This window comes from Gemmatimonadota bacterium (genome assembly GCA_026706845.1).
Lineage (GTDB): Bacteria > Latescibacterota > UBA2968 > UBA2968 > UBA2968 > VXRD01.
In genome coordinates this window covers 1-19,006 of the sequence record JAPOXY010000160.1, presented here as the reverse complement: position 1 = coordinate 19,006, position 19,006 = coordinate 1, and the positions used below count along the sequence as shown (strand labels likewise).

Below are 19,006 nucleotides of genomic sequence, written 5' to 3'. Positions count from 1 at the left end.
GGTTTTTGTTGGGTGGAGGGTAGGCGTGCCCTTGCATTCAGTCTGGCGGGTATCGGGGCCGCCGTCACCTTTCGGCTCTCACTCAAACCGACCATAGAGGGTGTGTACATGTTTATGGTCATCGGGATAGGGCTGGCGGCCGGCACCCAGCTTACGACTGTGGCCTACCTCGCATCGTTGGCTTTCGTCACCATAACACTGGGCGTGTGGAAAATCAATTATGGCGCGCAGCCACCAGTACTATCCGGCTGGAGAATTGTTTCACCTGATCACTCGGCCCAGACCTCTGGGACAAAGGCCGCCGGGAATTCTTATGATGCCCGGATTGAAGTACACACAACGAAGGTCGAAACAGCGCAAAAAGCAACAGCTCAAATCCTGAAATCCGGGACCAAACAGTGGCAAGTAGCAGATGTGATCGAGAAAGAAGATGGAACGGCCATCGTTGTATATGATGTTTTGTTAAAACAATCCGTCGCTCTGCCTATCCTCATCCGGGATATTGAAAAAAGCAAAAAAAGTATCAAAAACGCAACGCTGACTAAAGTTTAAAATTGGTATTCTTAAAGCCTCCCTGTCACCAGAGAGATCAGGTAGGCACACTCATAAACGGTATAATTGCACATGAAGAATCACACAGATAAATTTCTGCTGGGCTTCCTTGGTTTTGGCATTCTTCTCTACCTGTTGTCGATGGGCTATGATCCATCTTCAGATTTTAGTGGAAATTCGTCAAACGCAGATACAGATACTTCTATTTTAGACACTTCTACCGTCCTTCCTTTGGCGGACACGATGGCGGTATTAATATCTCCTGAAAGCTATACACTAAACGAAGAGACCGCTTCAGACACTTCTATCGTCTCCCCTTTGGCGGACACAATGGCTGTATTAGACTATGAAGAGGATTCATCTTCAGATTTTAGTAGAAATCCGTCAGACACAGATATAGATACTTCTATTTTCCGCCCTTTGGCGGACACAATGGCAGTATTACAAAGGAAAATATCTCTTGAGAGCTATACACTAAACGAAGAGACCGCGACGCACTGGAAGCTCCCCACGTATCTTGAAGAGATCTCTGGTTTGGCAATGACCAGAGACGACCGACTTCTGGCGCACAATGATGAAAGAGGGGTCATTTTCGAGATCGATTATCAGAAAGGGTCAATCGTAAAATCATTCCAATTATCGGATATGAAGAACCCGGTTGCCAGTGATTTTGAGGGCATTGCAACAATTGACGACCAGATCTATTTAGTCACGAGTTCAGGGCGACTATACGAGTGTCGTGAGGGGACTGGCGAGTCCGTTCTCTTCAATGTCTATACGACTGGCGTCGGCAGAGACTGCGAAATCGAGGGCCTGGCATACGACGAGAGCAAGCGGGCACTCTTACTCATGTGCAAGGACGCTCGTAGCGCAGACATGGAGGGAAAGTTGGCAGTATATCATTGGTCAATTGACGAGAAACAGCTAAAAAAAGATGCACATACCGTAATACCTGTCGTGGAATTCTCTCAACACATCAAAGGAAAAAAATTCCAGCCTTCGGGAATCGAGCGACACCCGATGTCGGGAAATTACTTTATCGTAGCTGCGCGTCAGGGGGCTATCGCGGAGATCACGCCGGGTGGCCAGATTGTTGCAGTCAGAGAGTTTCCCGCCCAGTGGCATCGTCAGGTTGAAGGTATTACCTTCGCTGCGGACGGCACGCTAATCGTTTCCGATGAAGGCGCGGGGAAGAGAGCGCGACTAACCCTTTACCCCGTCTCGGATAGTCAATAACAACACCATAAACCCAACCTATTTCAAAATCGCTGATAAAAACAGGACACACAATGGCACATCCGAAACCCAACTTGCTCTACATCCACTCCGACCAGCACGATCCTTATGTGACGGGCTGTTACGGCGACAAAATCGTTCAAACCCCCAACCTCGACAGCCTCGCGGCAAATGGCGTTGTATTTGAAAACTGCTATTGCCCCTCGCCAATATGCGTACCTTCGCGCATGTCCATGCTATCGGGGCGCTATCCCTTTGAAAACGAAGTGTGGACAAACGGGCACATACTCAACTCGAGCATTCCCACATTTGCCCATGCCATGGGCGCGGGAGGCTACGACCCCGTGCTCGTCGGACGCATGCATTCCAATGGACCGGATCAGCTACACGGATATGCCCAGCGCCTCGTAGGCGATCACGGGCCCAATCATCCCGGTAGCGGCGGCGTCAACCACGGGATGCTCTCGGGCACAGCAGGTCCTGCCCGCGTCAGCCTGACGAAATCGGGCATTGGACAAAGCGCGTATCAGGTACACGACGAAGACGTAACCGCGGCAACAGTCGCATACCTCGACCGTCTGGGCGTAAAAAAACGCGCGGGACAACCTTCAGAGCCTTTCTCTCTAACCGTTGGGTATATGCTCCCCCATCAGCCATTTGTCGCGCGCCGCGCCGACTACGAACGTTACGATGGCCGCGTACCGCCCCCAACTGTCTCTATCCCCTTCTCCGACGACCTGCATCCCCACATCAAACAATGGCGCGAACGCTGCGGCATTACAACTGTCACAGAAGCCGAAATCCACCGCGCACGCACGGCATACTGGGCACTTGTGGATCGCATGGATTACATGATCGGACAGATTCTCACAGCCCTCCGCCAAAACGATTTAATCGACAACACCCTCATCATTTACATGTCAGACCACGGTGAACAAGCTGGCGAACACGGCCTGTGGTGGAAACAAACCTTCTACGAGCATTCCGCCAAAGTACCCGCCATCCTCTCCTGGCCCGGTCACCTGCCCGAAGGCAAGCACTTTGACAACGTCATCTCTTCTATCGACCTCAACGCCACCATGATCGACGCCCTGCAATGTCCCGAACTCCCCCACTCTCGCGGGCGTTCGCTCCTGCCCCTTATGCGCGGCGAAAATACATCCTGGGACAACCTCGCCTTCTCCGAATTTTGTCAGGACAGAGCAGGCGGTGGCGGACCCTTCTCCGCCGAAGGCGTGTACCAGCGCATGATTCGGCAGGACGAATGGAAATTCAATTATTACCACAACCAGCCCTGTCAACTCTTCAATCTGAAAGAAGACCCTAACGAATTGCACGACCGCGCTAACGATTCGTCCTGTCAAAGCCTGATCAAAAATTTCACCGCCCGTATCCTCGACGGCTGGGATCCCGACGCCATCGCATCTCAAATCGCCGCCCGAAACAGAGACTCCCGCATCCTCACGGCCTGGGCACGCCATACCAAACCCGCAGATACGATCCGCTGGGACTTGCGCCCCGAAATGGATTATCTGGAATAGCGGTGCCTATGAAAACCGAACTCACCAGACTCGATTTGGCCTGCTGGGGCGGGTTTATGATGTTTGCCACCAGCGGTGTCGTCACCCCAATATGCCTGCCCGAAATATCCAGAACCCTGTCCATCTCCCTCTCTGAAAGCGGCGGCCTGGAAACCGCGCGAACATGTCTTTTGCTCGTCGTCTTAATCCTGTCCGGTATTCTCGCACGCAAATGGGGCAAAAAACATTTTGTGACCTGGGGGCAATATCTCCTCGCCATCGGCCTTCTCATGATCAGCTATGCCGACAGCTATCCCATGCTCATCCTGTCCCTCATGGTCACCGGCATTGGCGGTGGATTCACCGAAGCCCTCATCAATCCCTTGATCATCGACATTCACCCCAAAGACTCGGGCAAATACCTCAACATCACCAACGCATTTTACCCCGTCGGCGTCTTGGTCTCCGCGCTCCTCTTTGGCGAACTCTTGACCCTCGGATATTCCTGGCGGCTCGTATTTCGCATTGCTGCGGCGGGCGCGCTTTTCATGGGTGTCTTATTCCACCTATCGCGCTTTCCCCTACCCGTAGCAGATCAGCAATCATCCAAACACCTGATTGCACAAATCCTCAAAACGCCCAAATTTTGGCTCTTTGCCATCGCCATATTTTTGGGCGCAGGTATCGAAGCGGCATTCACATTCTGGAGCCGCAGCTATGTGGAAACCTACCTCCAGGACATGCCCCGCGCCGGTGCAATCGCAGTTGTCCTCTTTGCGATCACAATGGCTCTGGGCCGCTTGCTTTCCGCAAAATTGTCCCAGATAATCAGCCTGAAAATCCTGATGCTCGGTTCCGCTATCCTCGGTGTTGTCGTCAGCAGCGGTATCCCCTTCTCCGAAAACCTGATCGGATTTTACATCCTGCTCCTTTTCGCTGGATTTGCAACCGCCTGCTTCTGGCCCACCATACTCGCCGAAGCCGCAGAACACCTGTCCTTTGACACCACCTTGCTCTTTGTCGTACTCGCCTGCTTTGGCATTGCCGGATTTGGCATCATCCCCTGGATCATGGGCGTTATCGGAGACACCGCTGGCCTGAAAGCGGGTTTCTCTGTTATTCCCGGCCTCTTTATCGGTCTGATCATCGTACTCGCCGTCACGAGGCGTTAATCACCTGGCGGCCAAACTGTCTCCTTTGTATATGCCTCTTTCAGATCGCGCCAATACCGTCTGCCTTTGTGAACCAGATTTGTCGGCGCAAACCGCTTGTTCAAACTCTTCTCGTGACTCGACCGCCCCGTATCGGTTCGATATTGCAACGTGAACCGCATCAATTGTGCGAGCAAATCAAAACGCACATCTGCATATTCTGGATCGGCCCAAACATTTTCGATCTCACCCGGATCATTGCGGTGATCGTACAACTCTCCCTCCTCCAATCTCCCGTAAAACACCAGCCGAAAATCGCGCGTGCGAATCGCCGACACCTTGCCCCCGGGATTGCCCCAATCCCACTCACAAAATGCCGCGTCTTTGCCATCTGAATTGCCATTCACAACCGGAACCAGATCGCGCCCATCGCGCCCATCGGGAATGGGAATATCGCAAAGACGACACAGCGTGGGATACCAATCGACCGATTCGACAATAGCATCACATGTCGCGCTCGATGGACCACCCGGATAGCGCAAGACAAAAGGAATGCGGTGAATCGAATCGTAAATCCCAAAATTCTTGTGAAACAACCCGTGATTACCCGCAAAATCCCCGTGATCCGCGCAATACAATACAATCGTATTCTCCAACTCCCCCACCTCGTCCAGATAATCCAGCACCCGCCCAATCTCGGAATCAATCGCTGTAATCAGCGCGTAATAACTCGCCAAACAGCGCTTCAAGCGATTGGGATTTGGATCGGCCAATGGATACCCACACCCATCGGCCAAGCGCTCTTGCATAAACTCGGGCTTGCCGGCAAAGCGACGTTCAAAATAATCAACCGCACTATCGGGCAACACCATCTCATCGGGATCGTACATATCAAAATGCTCTGCCGCAGGCGCAATCGGTGCATGGGGCCTTTGAAAACTCATGTGCAAAAAAAACGGCCGCTCATCGTCTCGCTCCTTCAAAAACGCCAGCGACTCATTGCCCGTATAATGCTCAATCGAATGCTGATATGGCAGTTTGGCCGGCGCACTGCCATCCATTGTATATTCCTGCCCGGGCCTGGCCGAGCCTTCCTCGTAAAAGTCCGACAATCCCAGATCTTCCAGGTACTTAAAATAGTGCGTCTCAGTTGGATTCAAATGCGTCGCATCGCACAAATCCGTATATCGGATACGCTCAAAACCATCTTCATCCCAGCGCCGAACCATGTGCGCCTTGCCAATCACAGCCGTTTGATACCCATATCTCCGAAACTGACACGCCAGCGTATTGGGATTCGCCTCGGGAATCTCCGAATGATCATTACCAAACATCCGATGCGTGTGGCAATACTGCCCGGTCATAAAACAAATCCGCGACGGCGAACAAATCGGATTATTGCAAAAAGCGCGTGTAAACACCACGCCCTCATCCGCAATGCGGTCCATATTGGGAGTCCTGACATTTGGATGCGCGGCAAATCCCGTGCAATTGGCATTGTGCTGATCCGACATCAGCCACAAAACATTGGGTCTTCGCGCCATAAATTACTCCTTTCAAATTGTATGTGTTTGCAGACTGTAAGATAAAACATTAAATTGTCTCTGTTTAATGAGAATAAATCGATCTCTTGCAGAGGAAAAAACCATGTTTTTTGACAACATCGCGCTCGGCGTACCCAGCATTTTGCTCCCAAACCCCGAAATCGACTGTAGCAAATGGGCTGTCATCGCTTGTGACCAGTATGTACACGACATATCGTATTGGGAAGAAGTCAAACGCATTGTGGGAGACACGCCATCAACCCTGGACCTCATATATCCCGAAGTCTATCTCTACGACGACGAACACGAAGAACGCATTACCCGCGTACACAACAACATGAAACGCTTTGTCACCGATGGCATTTTCCGCGACGAAACCCAAGGCTTTTTGCTCGTCGATCGCGTTTTGCCTTCTGGAAAATCGCGCAAAGGACTCGTCGTCACCCTCGACCTCGAGCATTACGACAGCCGCAGCCAGTCCAAAACCCTCATCCGCACAACCGAGGGAACTTATCCCAAAAATCTCGAAGCGCGTTTTGAAGTTCGGGGCAATGCGTCACTCGAATCGCCGCATATTTTAGTACTCATTGACGACCCGAAAAAAGAAATTATCGAACCCCTCTTTGAAGAAGACTATCCTAGGATCGTCGATTTCGAACTCATGATGAACGGAGGACAACTCAAATATCACTTAATCGAAAATAAAAAAGACATTGCGCGCATTGCCCAAAAACTCGTCAAACGCATTGAACCCGATTACATCCAGCAAAAATACGGCGTCGAGAACGAAACACTCCTCTACGCCATGGGCGATGGCAACCACTCATTTGCCGCCGCGCAAAAAGCGTGGGAAAAAACCAAATTAACACTCAATAACAAGTCAGCACGACATCCAGCCAGACATGCCATGGTCGAATTGATCAATCTGCACGACGAGGCGATAGATATAGAGCCTATCCACAGACTGATCACCCGCGTTGATCCAAAAACTACCTGCAACACCCTCGTCACACTGCTCAACACATCGGGCACCCGGGCGCATCTGGAAAAAGTCTCATCCCCCGACGCGCAACATCAGCGCACCGCAGCCCTATCATCTGCATCCACCCATTGCCTTCCCTATCGCGCCGCGGGGGACCTGGGCATACTTGTAATCGAAGAACCATCTCAAAGAACCATACCCGAAACAATGGAAGCCGCGCTCGACCTGTTCACAAGAGAAAATACCGAAGCCGAAGTCGGATTCATCCATGGTGAAGACGTAATCGACGACCTGGGCAACAAACCCGACGCCCTCGGCTTTTACATGCCACCCATTTCAAAGGACAGCGTCTTCGAATCCATTGTCCGCTACGGTGCCTATCCCCGAAAATCCATATCCATTGGACACGCCGACGAAAAACGCTATTACATGGAGTGCCGAAGCCTTGTCCATACTAAACCATAATTTATGACGACCTCAATGGCAATTTCGATATGAGGGGATGTATGACTGATCTATACGACACAATTATTGTTGGCGCAGGACCGGCAGGTGCAACAGCGGCGTTATATGCCCATCGCGCGGGACTCAAGGTCTGTCTGGTAGATAAAGCGCGATTTCCTCGGGATAAAATCTGTGGCGACGCGCTATCGGGCAAAGTCGTGTCAATTTTACACGAACTCGATTTGTTCGACCAGGTCGCGCGATTGCCTGGCGCAACCATTCGTGAAGTCGTATTTGGCAGCCCGAATCACGTGGATGCACGCGTGGATCTGCGACGGTATGATCATCAGGATCAGGCCACGGGCAAAATACTGCCGATGGAAGGATTTGTGATTCGGCGCGAGATACTGGATAATTTTCTCTTTGAAGAAGCAAAAAAAGTTGCGAGCACCTGTTATGAGGGATTTGCCGTTAAAGACCTGATACGAGAAAACGAGCAAATTGTGGGTGTGCGCGGCGTGGTGGATGGCAGAGAACGCGAAATACATGGTCGCGTCGTGCTCGGCTGTGATGGTTTTAATTCAATGGTCGCGCGCAAAGCGGGATTGTACGCCCATGAATCCGTGCACTGGGTCGTAGCAATTCGCTGCTATTACGAAAATGTGGCGGAATTGGGGAATCAAATCGAGTTGCATTTTGTAGATGAAGTCTTGCCGGGCTATTTCTGGATTTTCCCACTGGAAAATGGAACGGCAAATGTCGGCATTGGCATGCGTCACGACGTATTGAAAAAGCGACGTGTGGATTTGAAAGTAGCACTAAACGAAGTAATCAGTCGCTCGCCTTATGCCCATCGATTCAAAAATGCGCGTCCAACAGAAGACCCGGTGGGATGGAATCTACCAGTGGGAAGTACCCGTCGAAAAAGTTATGGGAATGGCGTATTGCTTTTGGGCGATGCCGCGGGATTGATCGACCCCTTTACGGGCGAGGGAATTGGCAATGCACTGTATTCCGCGCGTTTTGCCGTTGATGCAGTGCAAGAAGCCATTGCAGCAGACAATTATTCAGCGGCTTTTTTAAAACGATATGAAGACCGGTTATGGGATGCAATCGGCGATGAATTGGCGACAAGCACGCGAATGCAAAAATTGGGCCAATGGCGTCCCCTCCTCAATTTTACCATCCACAAAGCCGCCCACAACGACAAAGTGCGAGATCTAATCTGCGGCATGATGGCCAATGCCGTCCCCAAAAAACAACTCACCAATCCCCTGTTTTATTTGAAGCTATTGTTTAGTTGAACAAGCTGACCTAACCAAACGCCTTTTGCAAATACGCCAGATCGAGTTCGGGATAAACCGGGAATCGCTCGAGAAGATTGGCGATCCTCTGTTGGGCGTCTTCGAGCACACCATCCTGTACTCTGTATTGGACCTTGCTAAACTGGCCCGCACTTCTGCCCTTCGTGAACCGCAATGGCCGTGCATGGGTGAGCACATTGCCCATGACCGCGCCGATCTCTCGCATCTCTTCTGCCCCCATGCCAAGCGTCGTAAGCGCCGGAGTGCCCACCCTGAGACCACTGGTGTACCATGGACCGTTGGGATCAAAGGGAATGGTATTTCTATTCAGCGTAATCCCGGCATCGCGGAGCAGGGTTTCGGCCTGGCGCCCCGTAAGATTAAAGGGGGTAACGTCGATTCGAAGTAGGTGATTATCAGTACCCCCTGTGAGAACCGCGAGACCCGCGTCTATACATGCCTGTGCGAGCACCTGGGCATTATCGACAATTCTTGCAGCATACGCTTGAAACTCGGGCGTACTCGCTTCCTGAAACGCGACAGCTTTGGCCGCCATCACATGAGGCAGTGGACCGCCGAGCACCATTGGGCAGCCCTTATCGACCTGTTCGGCAAATTCTTCCGTACACAAAACCATACCCCCTCTGGGACCGCGCAGGGTTTTGTGTGTGGTTGTCGAAACGACATGGGCCTGGGCAACCGGATCAAAATCACCCGCAAAAACTTTACCGGCCACCAATCCGGAAAAATGCGCCATATCTACCATAAAAACAGCCCCCACTTCATCGGCGATTTCCCGGAAAATACGGAAATTAATTTTGCGCGGATAAGCACTATAACCCGCTAAAAGAATCAAAGGTTTGACCGCTCTGGCCTGATCTCGGACTTCATCGTAGTCAATCAGGCCAGATTCTTTATTTACGGAGTACTCATGCGCCTCAAACATACGCCCGGACACATTGATGCGATAGCCGTGCGTGAGATGCCCCCCAGATGAAAGATCCAGTCCCAGGAGCTTTTGATTGCCCAATTGTTTGCGAAGCGCGTCCCATGCTTCAGCCGAGAGATCAAACGGCGATTTTTCCCCTATTTTTTCCAGTGCGACATCCTGAACACGCCCCGAAAGAATTGCCCAAAAAGCGACCATATTGGCATCTGCACCCGAATGGGGTTGAACATAAGCGTGATCCGCGCCAAAGAGATCGCACGCCAGTTTTGCAGCCTGGCTTTCGATCGCATCTACATTATCACAACCGGCGTAAAAGCGGTGATCGGGAATTCCCTCGGCGTATTTGTCAGTCAGCAAATTGCCCATAGCCAGTTGCGTGGGCAAAGAACAATAATTCTCGCTCGCAATCATCTTGAGATTCGAACGCTGGTCGGCCAACTCGCCTACGATATTTTTTGCCACATCGGGCGATATAGAGGCGACCTGTTCCAGCGAGGCCAAATAGGCGACAAATCCGGGATTCGGGGTGGGATTTTGAGACAGATAGTTGGCAAGAGGGCTGGACATGGGAATTCTCCTCGTATTTTGCCCGATATAAAAATAGCCCGGGCTGTGTGGATTTTCATAAGCCCAGGCGATCGGCTATCGGATGAAGAGCACTGCGCTTCCCCGTGGTCAATTCCACGTTCATTCGCCAGTCACGCAGACCCTTGTCAAAAATCAATATACAGAATTGCACACCAAAGTCAACGGTTTGTTAGGACGTGAAGAAGCGCCAGCCCCACAAAATGAGGGGATATCCCGCAACAAAAATGACACGCGCAATAACACCCTCTATTGACGTATCGTGAATATGAGGAGATAAAACGATAAAAACAACCGCCCCCGCAACACATATCTTCCCCAAACGTCCGTACTCGTAGGGAATCGGATAAAACCGACGCACGATGAGAAAAAGCAAAACCGTCATCAAAACATGTGCGATAAGCGTACTATAAGCAGCGGCAATAAATCCAATTTTGGGCAAAAGAAAAATATTGATAGCGATATTTACACACGCACCCGTTCCCACAATAAATGGCAAAGACCCCGCGCGACCTTCGGCATATACACCTGCGGTGAGAATGATATAAAGACCGTGAAAGAAAAATGCCAGCCCCACTACAGGCACAACCCGTATGCCTTCGAGATAAGTCGGTGCATTGTCACCGGCAATCAGAACGATAATTTCGCGTGCAAAAGTGGCTAAAATCAAACAGCCAAAAATGCCGAACAGCGTGAAATACGTGGTGACACGCGCACACATCTGCCGCGTGTCTTCTTCCTCGGTTTCATCGAGCACGGCAGGTGCCCAGGCCGAGCGAAACGCTTTAACCACAAAAAAGATGGGCAAACCGAGTTTATAGGTAATACCGTAAATACCCAGATCGTCGAGATCCAGAAAAAATCGAATCAGAAAGCGGTCAGACAGACTGATAATGAGGAAAGAAAAGGCCGAGGGCACAAACGGAAAGCCAAAACGCAGAAGATCGCGCAACGCACGCACATCAAAAGTTGGACGAATCATGCGCAAACCAACGGGAAACATGACAATAAGTGCAAAGAGAGAACTGATGAGATTGGCTTCAAAAACCGCGATTGGCCCGCGTCCGAGAATTGCGATAAAATAAGCGGTAAGACCGAGTTGTAGCGTGTGTTGAATCACCCGCACAATCGCATAGTGAAAGGATCTCTGACGAGCGCGACAAAGCGTAAAAAGGGGTTCTGACAGCGCGTCCAAGAGGACAACAGCGGCAATAAGTTCAAAGATCGCATTGTAATCCGAACTGCCCAAAAGATGATGCGCGAGACTCCCGGCATTGGTCCAGACCAGACTCGACAGAATAATCCCTGTGGCGAACAGTGCCCAAAATGCGGAGCTAAATGCGGCGCGATGTTTGCCGAGATCGGTCTTGCCAGATAATAGGCGGATCAGCGCGGGATTGAGACCGAGAGAATATAGAGCCGCACTAAATCCGATAAATGCAAATGCCAGAGACAAAATGCCATTGTCAGCAGACGTGAGATGTCTGGCATAGATGGGCACGAGCAAAATGGACACTGCGCGACCGAGCAGATCGCCCATGCCATAGACTGCCGTGTGCTGCGCGAGAGATTTGATTCGAGAGAACATAATTCACCGCTCAAAGCATCGACATCGGATCGACATTGATCGCCAGAGTCACACCACGAGATCGGCGTTTATTGGGAGCAAATTGTGTGGCGGCATTGCGGGCGGCGGCATTGAGATGGCTGTGCGAATCAGACTTGAGCAAAACCTGCCAGCGATAGGTGCCCTGGATGCGTGCGAGAGGAGCCTGTACAGGACCCAGAATTTCGACATCGGGAGGTGTTTGTTCGCGCAAGGCCTGTGCGATTATGCCAGCTGCGCGCGCGACTTCGTGTTCATCTTTGCCTTTAAAAAGCAACAGCACCACGCGTCCAAAGGGCGGATACCCCAGACTCTGACGCGCACTGAGTTCGCGCTGTGCAAAAGTTTCAAAATCGTGGCCCTGCGCGCATTGCACGGCTTCGCCATCGGGCATATAAGTTTGAATAACGACTTCCCCTGGAATCTCGCCTCGTCCAGCGCGCCCACTGACCTGAGTCAGCAATTGGAATGTGCGTTCGCTGGCGCGAAAATCCGGCAAATGGATACTCGTATCCGCAGAAATAACACCGACGAGTGTCACGCCGGGAAAATCGAGGCCTTTGGCGATCATCTGCGTACCGAGCAAAATATCGGCCTCGCCTCGGGAAAAGCGACTGAGTATGCGGTCATGCGCGCCCTTGCGGCGCGTGGTATCCACATCCATTCGCAAAACGCGCACACCGGGAAATTGCGCTTCGAGGGTCTCTTCAACGCGCTGTGTCCCCACGCCCAGCAAATGAAAATTGCTGCTGTTACACGACGGACACGCCGAGGGGGATGGCTCAATATAACCGCAATAATGACAGAGCATCAGGCGTCGGGTCGCGTGATAAGTCAGGGTAACCTGACAGTGATCGCACTGAATACTTTGCCCACAGTCGGCGCATTGAACCGCAGGCGCGTACCCGCGCCGGTTTTGAAGCAAAATGGTGCGTTCGCCCTTTTCAATGCGTTCGCGAACCTTCTCGCGCAGCGGACGAGAAAACAAACTGCCGCCTTCGCGTCGCATATCCACGAGTGTGACAGTGGGCAATGGGCGATTATCGATGCGCGCTGGCAGTATGAGAGCGTTGAATTTTTGCGTTTGTGTATTGTGATGCGACTCGAGAGAAGGGGTTGCCGATCCCAGCACAATGGGCAGATTTTGCAGATGAGCGCGCATCACAGCGACATCCCGCGCGTTGTAGCGGGGTGCGGGATCGTCTTGTTTGTACGAACCATCGTGTTCTTCGTCAATGATGATAAGACCCAGATTTTTGACAGGTGCAAAAATAGCTGAGCGCGCACCAATAACAACAGCGCGTTTTCCCCTGCGAACCTCGCGCCAGGCATCGTAGCGTTCTCCAGGGGACAATGCACTGTGTAACACCGCGACGCGATCGCCAAAATGGACGCGAAAGCGGCGAACGGTTTGCGGCGTCAAGGTGATTTCCGGCACCAGAACAATCGCGCCTTTTCCCGATGCGAGCGCATGTGCAACCGCCCGAATATAAACCAGTGTTTTGCCGCTACCCGTCACCCCGCGCAAAAGGTGAACCCGAAAGGCGTTTTCATCAATACTTTGTCCAATCGCCTTGATGGCCCCCGCTTGATGGGGCGTAAGCGTTACATCCTCAGGCGGGGGAAGATCGACATCGGCATAAGGATCGCGCACCACTTCGCGGTCAATAAAACATATCAAATTGCGCTTGACCATTTCTCTCAGTACACCCGACGAAATCCCTTCTTCGGATAGTTGTGCGGTCAACAGAGGGCGATTTGCCGAACGCAGAAGGCGAATACACTGCGCCTGGCGGGGAGCGCGTTTTTCAAGTGTGGGCAATTCCAGGTCAAACCAGCGCGGGTCATCGGGCACAAGTGCCACTGCGCGCTGGGTTTTGGTTTTTACTTTTGGTGCTGACATCTTTTGAAACGCGACCAGAACGCCCCGCCTCAAAAGGCCGTATATCGCGGGCTGTACGCCCTGTTTTCCAAGTCGTTTTTGAAGTTGGCGCATCGAGGCCGAACCGAGTTCACCTAAAGCCGCGACAACCTCGCGCTGGCGAGGAGAAAGCAGGCGACTGGTCGCATCGTCAAAGTTTTTTTCCAGGGCAAAATGCTGCCCACTATCCAGATGAATACCCGAGGGGAGAGCCGCAGAAAGGACTTCCGAGAGACTGCACAGATAATACCAGGCCATCCACCTGCACAATTCGAGCATCGGCGGTGTCACAAGCGGATGTGAATCCAGGACCTGGGCAATGGTCTTGACGCGATGGGCGGGCAGATCGCACGTTTCGCAAAAGCCGACGACAATGCCCGTGACCCAGCGTTCTCCAAAAGGCATGAGAACGCGGTAGCCCGTTTGCAGATCGTCCTGGAGATCGTCGGGAATGCGATAGGTAAATGTGTCGAGCGATGTGCCCAGGGGAACGATTTGTGCGAAAGGATACGCCATAGAAACTATTGGCCTGTCTGCGGGACAGAGGGCGTGTCGCCGAGTTCTTCAACTTTGATGAGGGTGCGGTAAATAGTCAATCGAAGGCCGCGATCTGGTGGGCTGGCAAATTCGAGAGGCTGGTTCTGCAGTGAAAGCGAAATCGCGTTGGCACGCTGTATCACTACTTGAAAGCGGTCATGTGCCAGCCAGCGTTGCTGCTGCCCCACAGGAAGCACACCGGCAAAAACCCCGCGGTCATCGGCAGTAATGGATAGATGTGCGGTTTCTCTTGCAACGCCGAAAAGGGTCATGATTTCTCCTTCGGCAATGACGCCGGGAATAGGCAAATTATATGTGCTGAGCACAGCGGGTGCTGGTTGAGAGGCTGGCGTCTCCGCCACAATATCCGATGGCATCATCTGATTTTCCGATAGGGATGGCGTAACGGACTCAGTGCTATCTCGCAGTTGCATCTCCTGTCCAGATTTCGCGCTATCAGACGGCATATCCTCTTCGGAAATGCTTATTTGTTCGGTTGAGATAACCGATTCCGTGCTATCTGGTATTGGGAGAGGTGATGTGGTTGTATCGAGGGGGGCTGTGAGCGGTGTTTCCTCACGCGAGTTGAGAATGATGATCACCACTGCAATCACCGCGAATGCGAGTAATGAGATAAATATTGCGCTGCGGTTTATCCCGCGTTCTGGAGGGGGCGGTGCTGTGACCCGCTCACGCGGCAGGGCTACGCTTCTTTCAAAGCGGGAAAGGATGTCCCGAATATTGAGGTTGAGTGCTTGTGCATAAGTTTTGAGAAACAAACGCGCATAAGCTACGGGCAATAAATCGAATTGGCCCGCTTCGAGTACTTTGATAAACTCGGGATTGATCCGCGTGTGTTCGTAAATGTCGTCGATACTCAGACCCAGATTTTCGCGCTGCGTTTTGAGTATCTCAGCGATTTCTTGTTTTTGATCTGACATAGATATCTGTATTTCCCGTTGTTAGATCTATTTCAGGTATGATCGCCCAAAGCGATTGCCCGACCAGACGGTGATAAAGGCTCCAAAAACACGCAAGCGGCAAGCCCACCACATTGTAGAAGCAACCGGATATAGATTGAATAAATGCAGATGCACGCCCCTGAGCGCCATAAGCGCCGGCTTTGTCCATAGAATCCCCAGTGGCGACATAGCGCGCGATATCCTCCGATGAGAGTACGCGCATCGTGACGTGGGTGGTGGCAACATCTGTGAGGGTCTGTCCGGTTTCTGTATCTGTGAGAGCCAGCCCTGTATAGACCTGATGGGTTTTTCCCGAAAGTCGCGCCAGCATTTCTTCGGCGTGTTTGGCGTCATTCGGTTTACCGAAAATCGCATCTTCAAATACCACAACTGTATCGGCCCCCAAAACGAGCGCGTGGTCAAAACGATGGGCAACAGCCCGTGTTTTGCGCTGCGCGATTTCCCGCACGTATTCGGCAGGTGGCAAGATGGTATCCAGATCCTCATTGGCATTGCTCGGCGCGATCTCAAACGGAATATCCAACAAGCGCAACAAACTCGCACGCCTGGGTGAGGCAGAAGCGAGGATCAGTTTCTTCATATCTCTGAGTCAATCATCAATGTAACGGGGCCAGTGTTGTGAATTTCGACCTGCATATACGCGCCAAAAACGCCGGATTCAGTGTGAATGCCAAAGGTGCGAAGACGCTGGACAAATTGCTCGTACATGGATTTGGCGATATCTGGTGGAGCAGCCCGATTAAAACTCGGGCGGCGACCTTTGCGGGTATCGGCGTGCAGGGTAAATTGTGAAACCACCAGTGCCTGCCCACCTGTATCGAGCAAGGATCTGTTCATTTTGCCCTGATCGTCTTCAAAAATTCTCAAATTTACACATTTCTCGGCAACATATTCCATATCTGGAAGGCCATCGGTATCGCTAATACCCAGCAGAATCAAAAGACCGCGATCAATTTGTCCAACAATTTGTTCTTCAACGCGAACCGTTGCCCCGCATACCCGCTGAATCAATGCCCGCACGCTACCCTCCATTGCTAAAAATGTCTGTATCATTTATAACTTATTTGTAGGATGTGTGCAAGGTGAAAGATAGGAGAGTCAGGGGCTGAGAACTGGTTTTCCCAGCCTCTAACAAGAACAAAATGAGCCAAACGGCTTGTATTTTATAAGAGATATTCGTATTTTCGGACAGGATTCTCGACGAAAATGGTAGTTCACGGGATCACCTGGTCCATCCCGATTCTGCCCTCAGGACTACAGATGATCTCCAGCAGCCTGTACTGAAAAGAGAAAAGAGATGAATCGCGGAAAAAGCTTACTCCTGGCCAGTGCCATCCTTCTCATATCCACGATTGTTGCCTACCTTATGATCTGGCTTAAGCCCGAGCCGGAAATCCGGCCTCTTACTTCCCAGGCACCTTTCGCAGTCACGGCTCTCGCGGTGGTCGGCACCGGTGCAATTCCAGTGTACGGATCCGGGACGGTTCGGCCTGTCGCAAAAATAGATGTCGCTGCCGAAATCAATGGTAAGGTTGTTTGGGTGGATCCGGCCTTTCAGAGTGGCGGACGAGTCCGAAAAGGGCAAATTCTCTTTCGCATTGCCGATGCCGACTACCAAAACAAAGTGCAGCAAGCGCGCGCCAATGTGGCCGCGCAGCATGTCGCACTCCTCCGGGCGAATGAAGAAGCCCAGATCGCACGCTCTGAGTACGCGCAATTCAGACGTGACCAAACGGATATAGCCGGGGGCAATCCCCTTGCGCTGTGGGAGCCTCAGCTCGAGGCAGCCCGAGCCGCGGTGACCAGAGATAGTGCTGTGCTCGCCGATGCCGAGTTGGCTTTGGCACGCACAAAAGTCCGCGCGCCTTTCAAAGGCGTCGTGCAGGCAGAATCGATAGATATAGGGCAGTTCGTGGTGGCTGGCCAGAGTGTGGGGCGACTTTACGCGACCGACGCAGTAGAGGTGGTAGTTCCCCTCTCCGATGCCAACGCGGTTCTCATCCCCGGCCTATGGGAGCTAAAAGCGGGCGACGGAGACAGGCGGGTTGTGGCTCGTGTCATCGCTGAATACGGCGATGGAAGCTATGCCTGGGATGGCTATGTAGATCGGGCGGAGGCATCCCTGGACGAACAGACGCGCACCATCAACGTCATCGTACGCGTCCCGAATCCTTTTACAAGCGGCACCCGAGTCGAAGGGGCAGGCGCAGATCCTGGCCCGCCCCTTCTCGTGGGCAAATTCGCAGAAGTGCGAATTGAGGGAATCATCCCAGACCAGTACTTCATCCTGCGGCGATCAGCACTCAGACCGGGCAACGAGGTCTGGGCAGTGCGCGATGACACACTATTGACCATCGTCCCGGTGCGCGTCCTTCAGCGTTCCGATGATAAGGTGTTCATAACCGGCACGCTGAAAGCCGGTCAAGCGGTCGTCATAGGCGGGATAAAGGTCGCAACCGAAGGCAGGGTGGTGCGGATCGGAGGTGATCCATGAACCGGGAAGAAGGTTCCGCACGGGAACAGCGTGGTCCCATAGCTTATATGGCTGGTAACAGTATAGCCGCCAATCTACTGATGTGGGCCATTATCGCCGCCGGGCTGGTGTCGCTGACCGGACTCGACCGGGAAGCGTGGCCGACCACCCCTTTCTACCATATCGAAGTGTCGATGGCCTATCCCGGCGCCACACCGGAGGAGATCGAGGAGTCGATCGTCGTCAAGATCGAAGACCAGGTCAGCGGGTTGGATGACGTGAAGGCGGTCAAGTCCGTATCGGCCCCGGGTATGGCATCCGTACGGATTCAAATGGATTTCGGTACGGACATGGTCCAGGCGCTGAACGATATCGAGTCTGCGGTCAATCGCATACAGTCTTTCCCGGCCGGTGCCGATCGTCCCAGTTTCAGGGAGATGACCAACCGCATGAGCATGATGCGGCTCATTGTATATGGCGATGTACCTGAGCGCTCGCTGAAAGAATTGGCGTACCAGATCGAAGATGAACTCACAACACTCCCCTCCGTGTCCCAGGTCGAAGTCAGTGGTATTCGGAAATACGAGATTTCTATCGAGGTACCGCTTCATCGGCTAAGAGCACTTGGACTCACACTCACCGACATAGCCAACACCATTCGTCGCAGTTCCCTGGACTTATCTGCCGGCAGTATCAATACCCGGGAATCCCAGGTGCGGGTCCGCACCCTCGGCCAGAACTACGACCAACAGGACTTCGAGGAGATCGTCCTTCTCAGCGGTCGTGACGGCACGGTCCTGCGCCTTGGAGATATCGCCGAGGTCTGCGACGGTTTTCAGGAAGCCGACCTGATCATCCGGCATCAGAACCATCCCGCTGTATTCGTGGAGATCTACCGCGCCGATGGTGAGCAAGTGATGGATGTCGCCACGACCGTCCGACAGCACCTGGCAAACGAAGTGATCCCTTCCCTACCCGACGGTGTGGGCGTCACCATGTGGAATGACGAATCCCAGGTCTATGAGGAACGCGCCGATCTTCTCCTCAAGAACGGGATCCTGGGCCTGTTGCTGGTGCTGATCGCCCTCAGCCTGTTTCTCGAAATCCGGCTCGCGCTTTGGGTCGTCGTGGGCCTCGCCGTTTCGGGAATCGGCGCCCTCGCCATCATGATGGCATTCGACGTGGCGATCAACACCATCAGCCTGTTCTCCTTTGTCCT

The 19,006-nt window shown here is 52.5% G+C and carries 15 protein-coding genes and 1 riboswitch; of the genes, 8 read left to right on the top strand and 7 right to left on the bottom strand.

Translation table 11 applies throughout. The features are described from left to right. The 4 genes from OXG87_15190 to OXG87_15175 all read left to right on the top strand — a co-directional run. Window positions 1–552, top strand: a 552-nt coding sequence (locus tag OXG87_15190; GenBank protein ID MCY3870892.1) for a hypothetical protein, incomplete at its 5' end; no start/stop codon positions are given. Window positions 553–624: 72 nt separating this feature from the next. Next, window positions 625–1,788: a hypothetical protein gene (locus OXG87_15185; protein ID MCY3870891.1), complete on the top strand. Its 1,164-nt coding sequence runs from the start codon at window positions 625–627 to the stop codon at window positions 1,786–1,788. 53 nt (window positions 1,789–1,841) lie between these two features. Continuing rightward, window positions 1,842–3,329: a sulfatase-like hydrolase/transferase gene (locus tag OXG87_15180; GenBank protein ID MCY3870890.1), complete on the top strand. Its 1,488-nt coding sequence runs from the start codon at window positions 1,842–1,844 to the stop codon at window positions 3,327–3,329. Between the two features lie 8 nt (window positions 3,330–3,337). Next, a complete protein-coding gene (locus OXG87_15175; GenBank protein MCY3870889.1) occupies window positions 3,338–4,480 on the top strand; it encodes an MFS transporter in 1,143 nt (380 codons plus the stop codon). Here the strand turns inward: OXG87_15175 and OXG87_15170 are convergent. Then, complete coding sequence (locus OXG87_15170; protein ID MCY3870888.1) at window positions 4,477–6,003, bottom strand: sulfatase-like hydrolase/transferase; 1,527 nt, start codon at window positions 6,001–6,003, stop codon at window positions 4,477–4,479. The genes OXG87_15175 and OXG87_15170 overlap by 4 nt on opposite strands. Before the next feature lie 103 nt (window positions 6,004–6,106). On the opposite strand from OXG87_15170, the gene OXG87_15165 reads away from it, so the two are divergent. Then, the gene (locus tag OXG87_15165; protein ID MCY3870887.1) at window positions 6,107–7,450 is read left to right on the top strand and encodes a DUF1015 domain-containing protein; all 1,344 of its coding nucleotides are present in this window, start codon (window positions 6,107–6,109) and stop codon (window positions 7,448–7,450) included. A gap of 41 nt (window positions 7,451–7,491) precedes the next feature. Beyond that, window positions 7,492–8,733 (top strand): geranylgeranyl reductase family protein, encoded by a 1,242-nt coding sequence (locus OXG87_15160; protein MCY3870886.1) that lies wholly within the window; start codon window positions 7,492–7,494, stop codon window positions 8,731–8,733. Window positions 8,734–8,743: 10 nt separating this feature from the next. On the opposite strand, the gene OXG87_15155 is transcribed toward OXG87_15160, so the two are convergent. The 6 genes from OXG87_15155 to dtd all read right to left on the bottom strand — a co-directional run bounded on the left by OXG87_15155 (window position 8,744) and on the right by dtd (window position 16,334). Continuing rightward, window positions 8,744–10,249: a glycine hydroxymethyltransferase gene (locus OXG87_15155; protein ID MCY3870885.1), complete on the bottom strand. Its 1,506-nt coding sequence runs from the start codon at window positions 10,247–10,249 to the stop codon at window positions 8,744–8,746. Window positions 10,250–10,303: 54 nt separating this feature from the next. Beyond that, window positions 10,304–10,394, bottom strand: a riboswitch (ZMP/ZTP riboswitch). 45 nt (window positions 10,395–10,439) lie between these two features. Beyond that, window positions 10,440–11,855, bottom strand: coding sequence for a flippase (locus OXG87_15150; GenBank protein ID MCY3870884.1), 1,416 nt, complete (start codon window positions 11,853–11,855; stop codon window positions 10,440–10,442). A 10-nt stretch (window positions 11,856–11,865) separates the two neighbouring features. Next, entirely contained in the window at window positions 11,866–14,310 is a 2,445-nt protein-coding gene (gene priA / locus OXG87_15145) for a primosomal protein N' (GenBank protein MCY3870883.1), read from the bottom strand. A 5-nt stretch (window positions 14,311–14,315) separates the two neighbouring features. Next, entirely contained in the window at window positions 14,316–15,272 is a 957-nt protein-coding gene (locus tag OXG87_15140; protein MCY3870882.1) for a DUF4115 domain-containing protein, read from the bottom strand. Next, window positions 15,244–15,894, bottom strand: coding sequence for a Maf family protein (locus OXG87_15135; protein ID MCY3870881.1), 651 nt, complete (start codon window positions 15,892–15,894; stop codon window positions 15,244–15,246). Before OXG87_15135 ends, OXG87_15140 begins: the two co-directional genes overlap by 29 nt. After that, window positions 15,891–16,334 (bottom strand): D-aminoacyl-tRNA deacylase, encoded by a 444-nt coding sequence (dtd, locus tag OXG87_15130; protein MCY3870880.1) that lies wholly within the window; start codon window positions 16,332–16,334, stop codon window positions 15,891–15,893. Before dtd ends, OXG87_15135 begins: the two co-directional genes overlap by 4 nt. Before the next feature lie 277 nt (window positions 16,335–16,611). On the opposite strand from dtd, the gene OXG87_15125 reads away from it, so the two are divergent. After that, the gene (locus OXG87_15125) at window positions 16,612–17,808 is read left to right on the top strand and encodes an efflux RND transporter periplasmic adaptor subunit (protein ID MCY3870879.1); all 1,197 of its coding nucleotides are present in this window, start codon (window positions 16,612–16,614) and stop codon (window positions 17,806–17,808) included. After that, window positions 17,805–19,006, top strand: a 1,202-nt coding sequence (locus OXG87_15120; GenBank protein ID MCY3870878.1) for an efflux RND transporter permease subunit, incomplete at its 3' end; no start/stop codon positions are given. The genes OXG87_15125 and OXG87_15120, both read left to right, overlap by 4 nt.

Coding starts and splice junctions, on each gene's coding strand:
- OXG87_15185 (MCY3870891.1), top strand. CDS start 625: ATGAAGAATCACACAGATAAATTTCTGCTGGGCTTCCTTGGTTTTGGC.
- OXG87_15180 (MCY3870890.1), top strand. CDS start 1,842: ATGGCACATCCGAAACCCAACTTGCTCTACATCCACTCCGACCAGCAC.
- OXG87_15175 (MCY3870889.1), top strand. CDS start 3,338: ATGAAAACCGAACTCACCAGACTCGATTTGGCCTGCTGGGGCGGGTTT.
- OXG87_15170 (MCY3870888.1), bottom strand. CDS start 6,003: ATGGCGCGAAGACCCAATGTTTTGTGGCTGATGTCGGATCAGCACAAT.
- OXG87_15165 (MCY3870887.1), top strand. CDS start 6,107: ATGTTTTTTGACAACATCGCGCTCGGCGTACCCAGCATTTTGCTCCCA.
- OXG87_15160 (MCY3870886.1), top strand. CDS start 7,492: ATGACTGATCTATACGACACAATTATTGTTGGCGCAGGACCGGCAGGT.
- OXG87_15155 (MCY3870885.1), bottom strand. CDS start 10,249: ATGTCCAGCCCTCTTGCCAACTATCTGTCTCAAAATCCCACCCCGAAT.
- OXG87_15150 (MCY3870884.1), bottom strand. CDS start 11,855: ATGTTCTCTCGAATCAAATCTCTCGCGCAGCACACGGCAGTCTATGGC.
- priA (MCY3870883.1), bottom strand. CDS start 14,310: ATGGCGTATCCTTTCGCACAAATCGTTCCCCTGGGCACATCGCTCGAC.
- OXG87_15140 (MCY3870882.1), bottom strand. CDS start 15,272: ATGTCAGATCAAAAACAAGAAATCGCTGAGATACTCAAAACGCAGCGC.
- OXG87_15135 (MCY3870881.1), bottom strand. CDS start 15,894: ATGAAGAAACTGATCCTCGCTTCTGCCTCACCCAGGCGTGCGAGTTTG.
- OXG87_15125 (MCY3870879.1), top strand. CDS start 16,612: ATGAATCGCGGAAAAAGCTTACTCCTGGCCAGTGCCATCCTTCTCATA.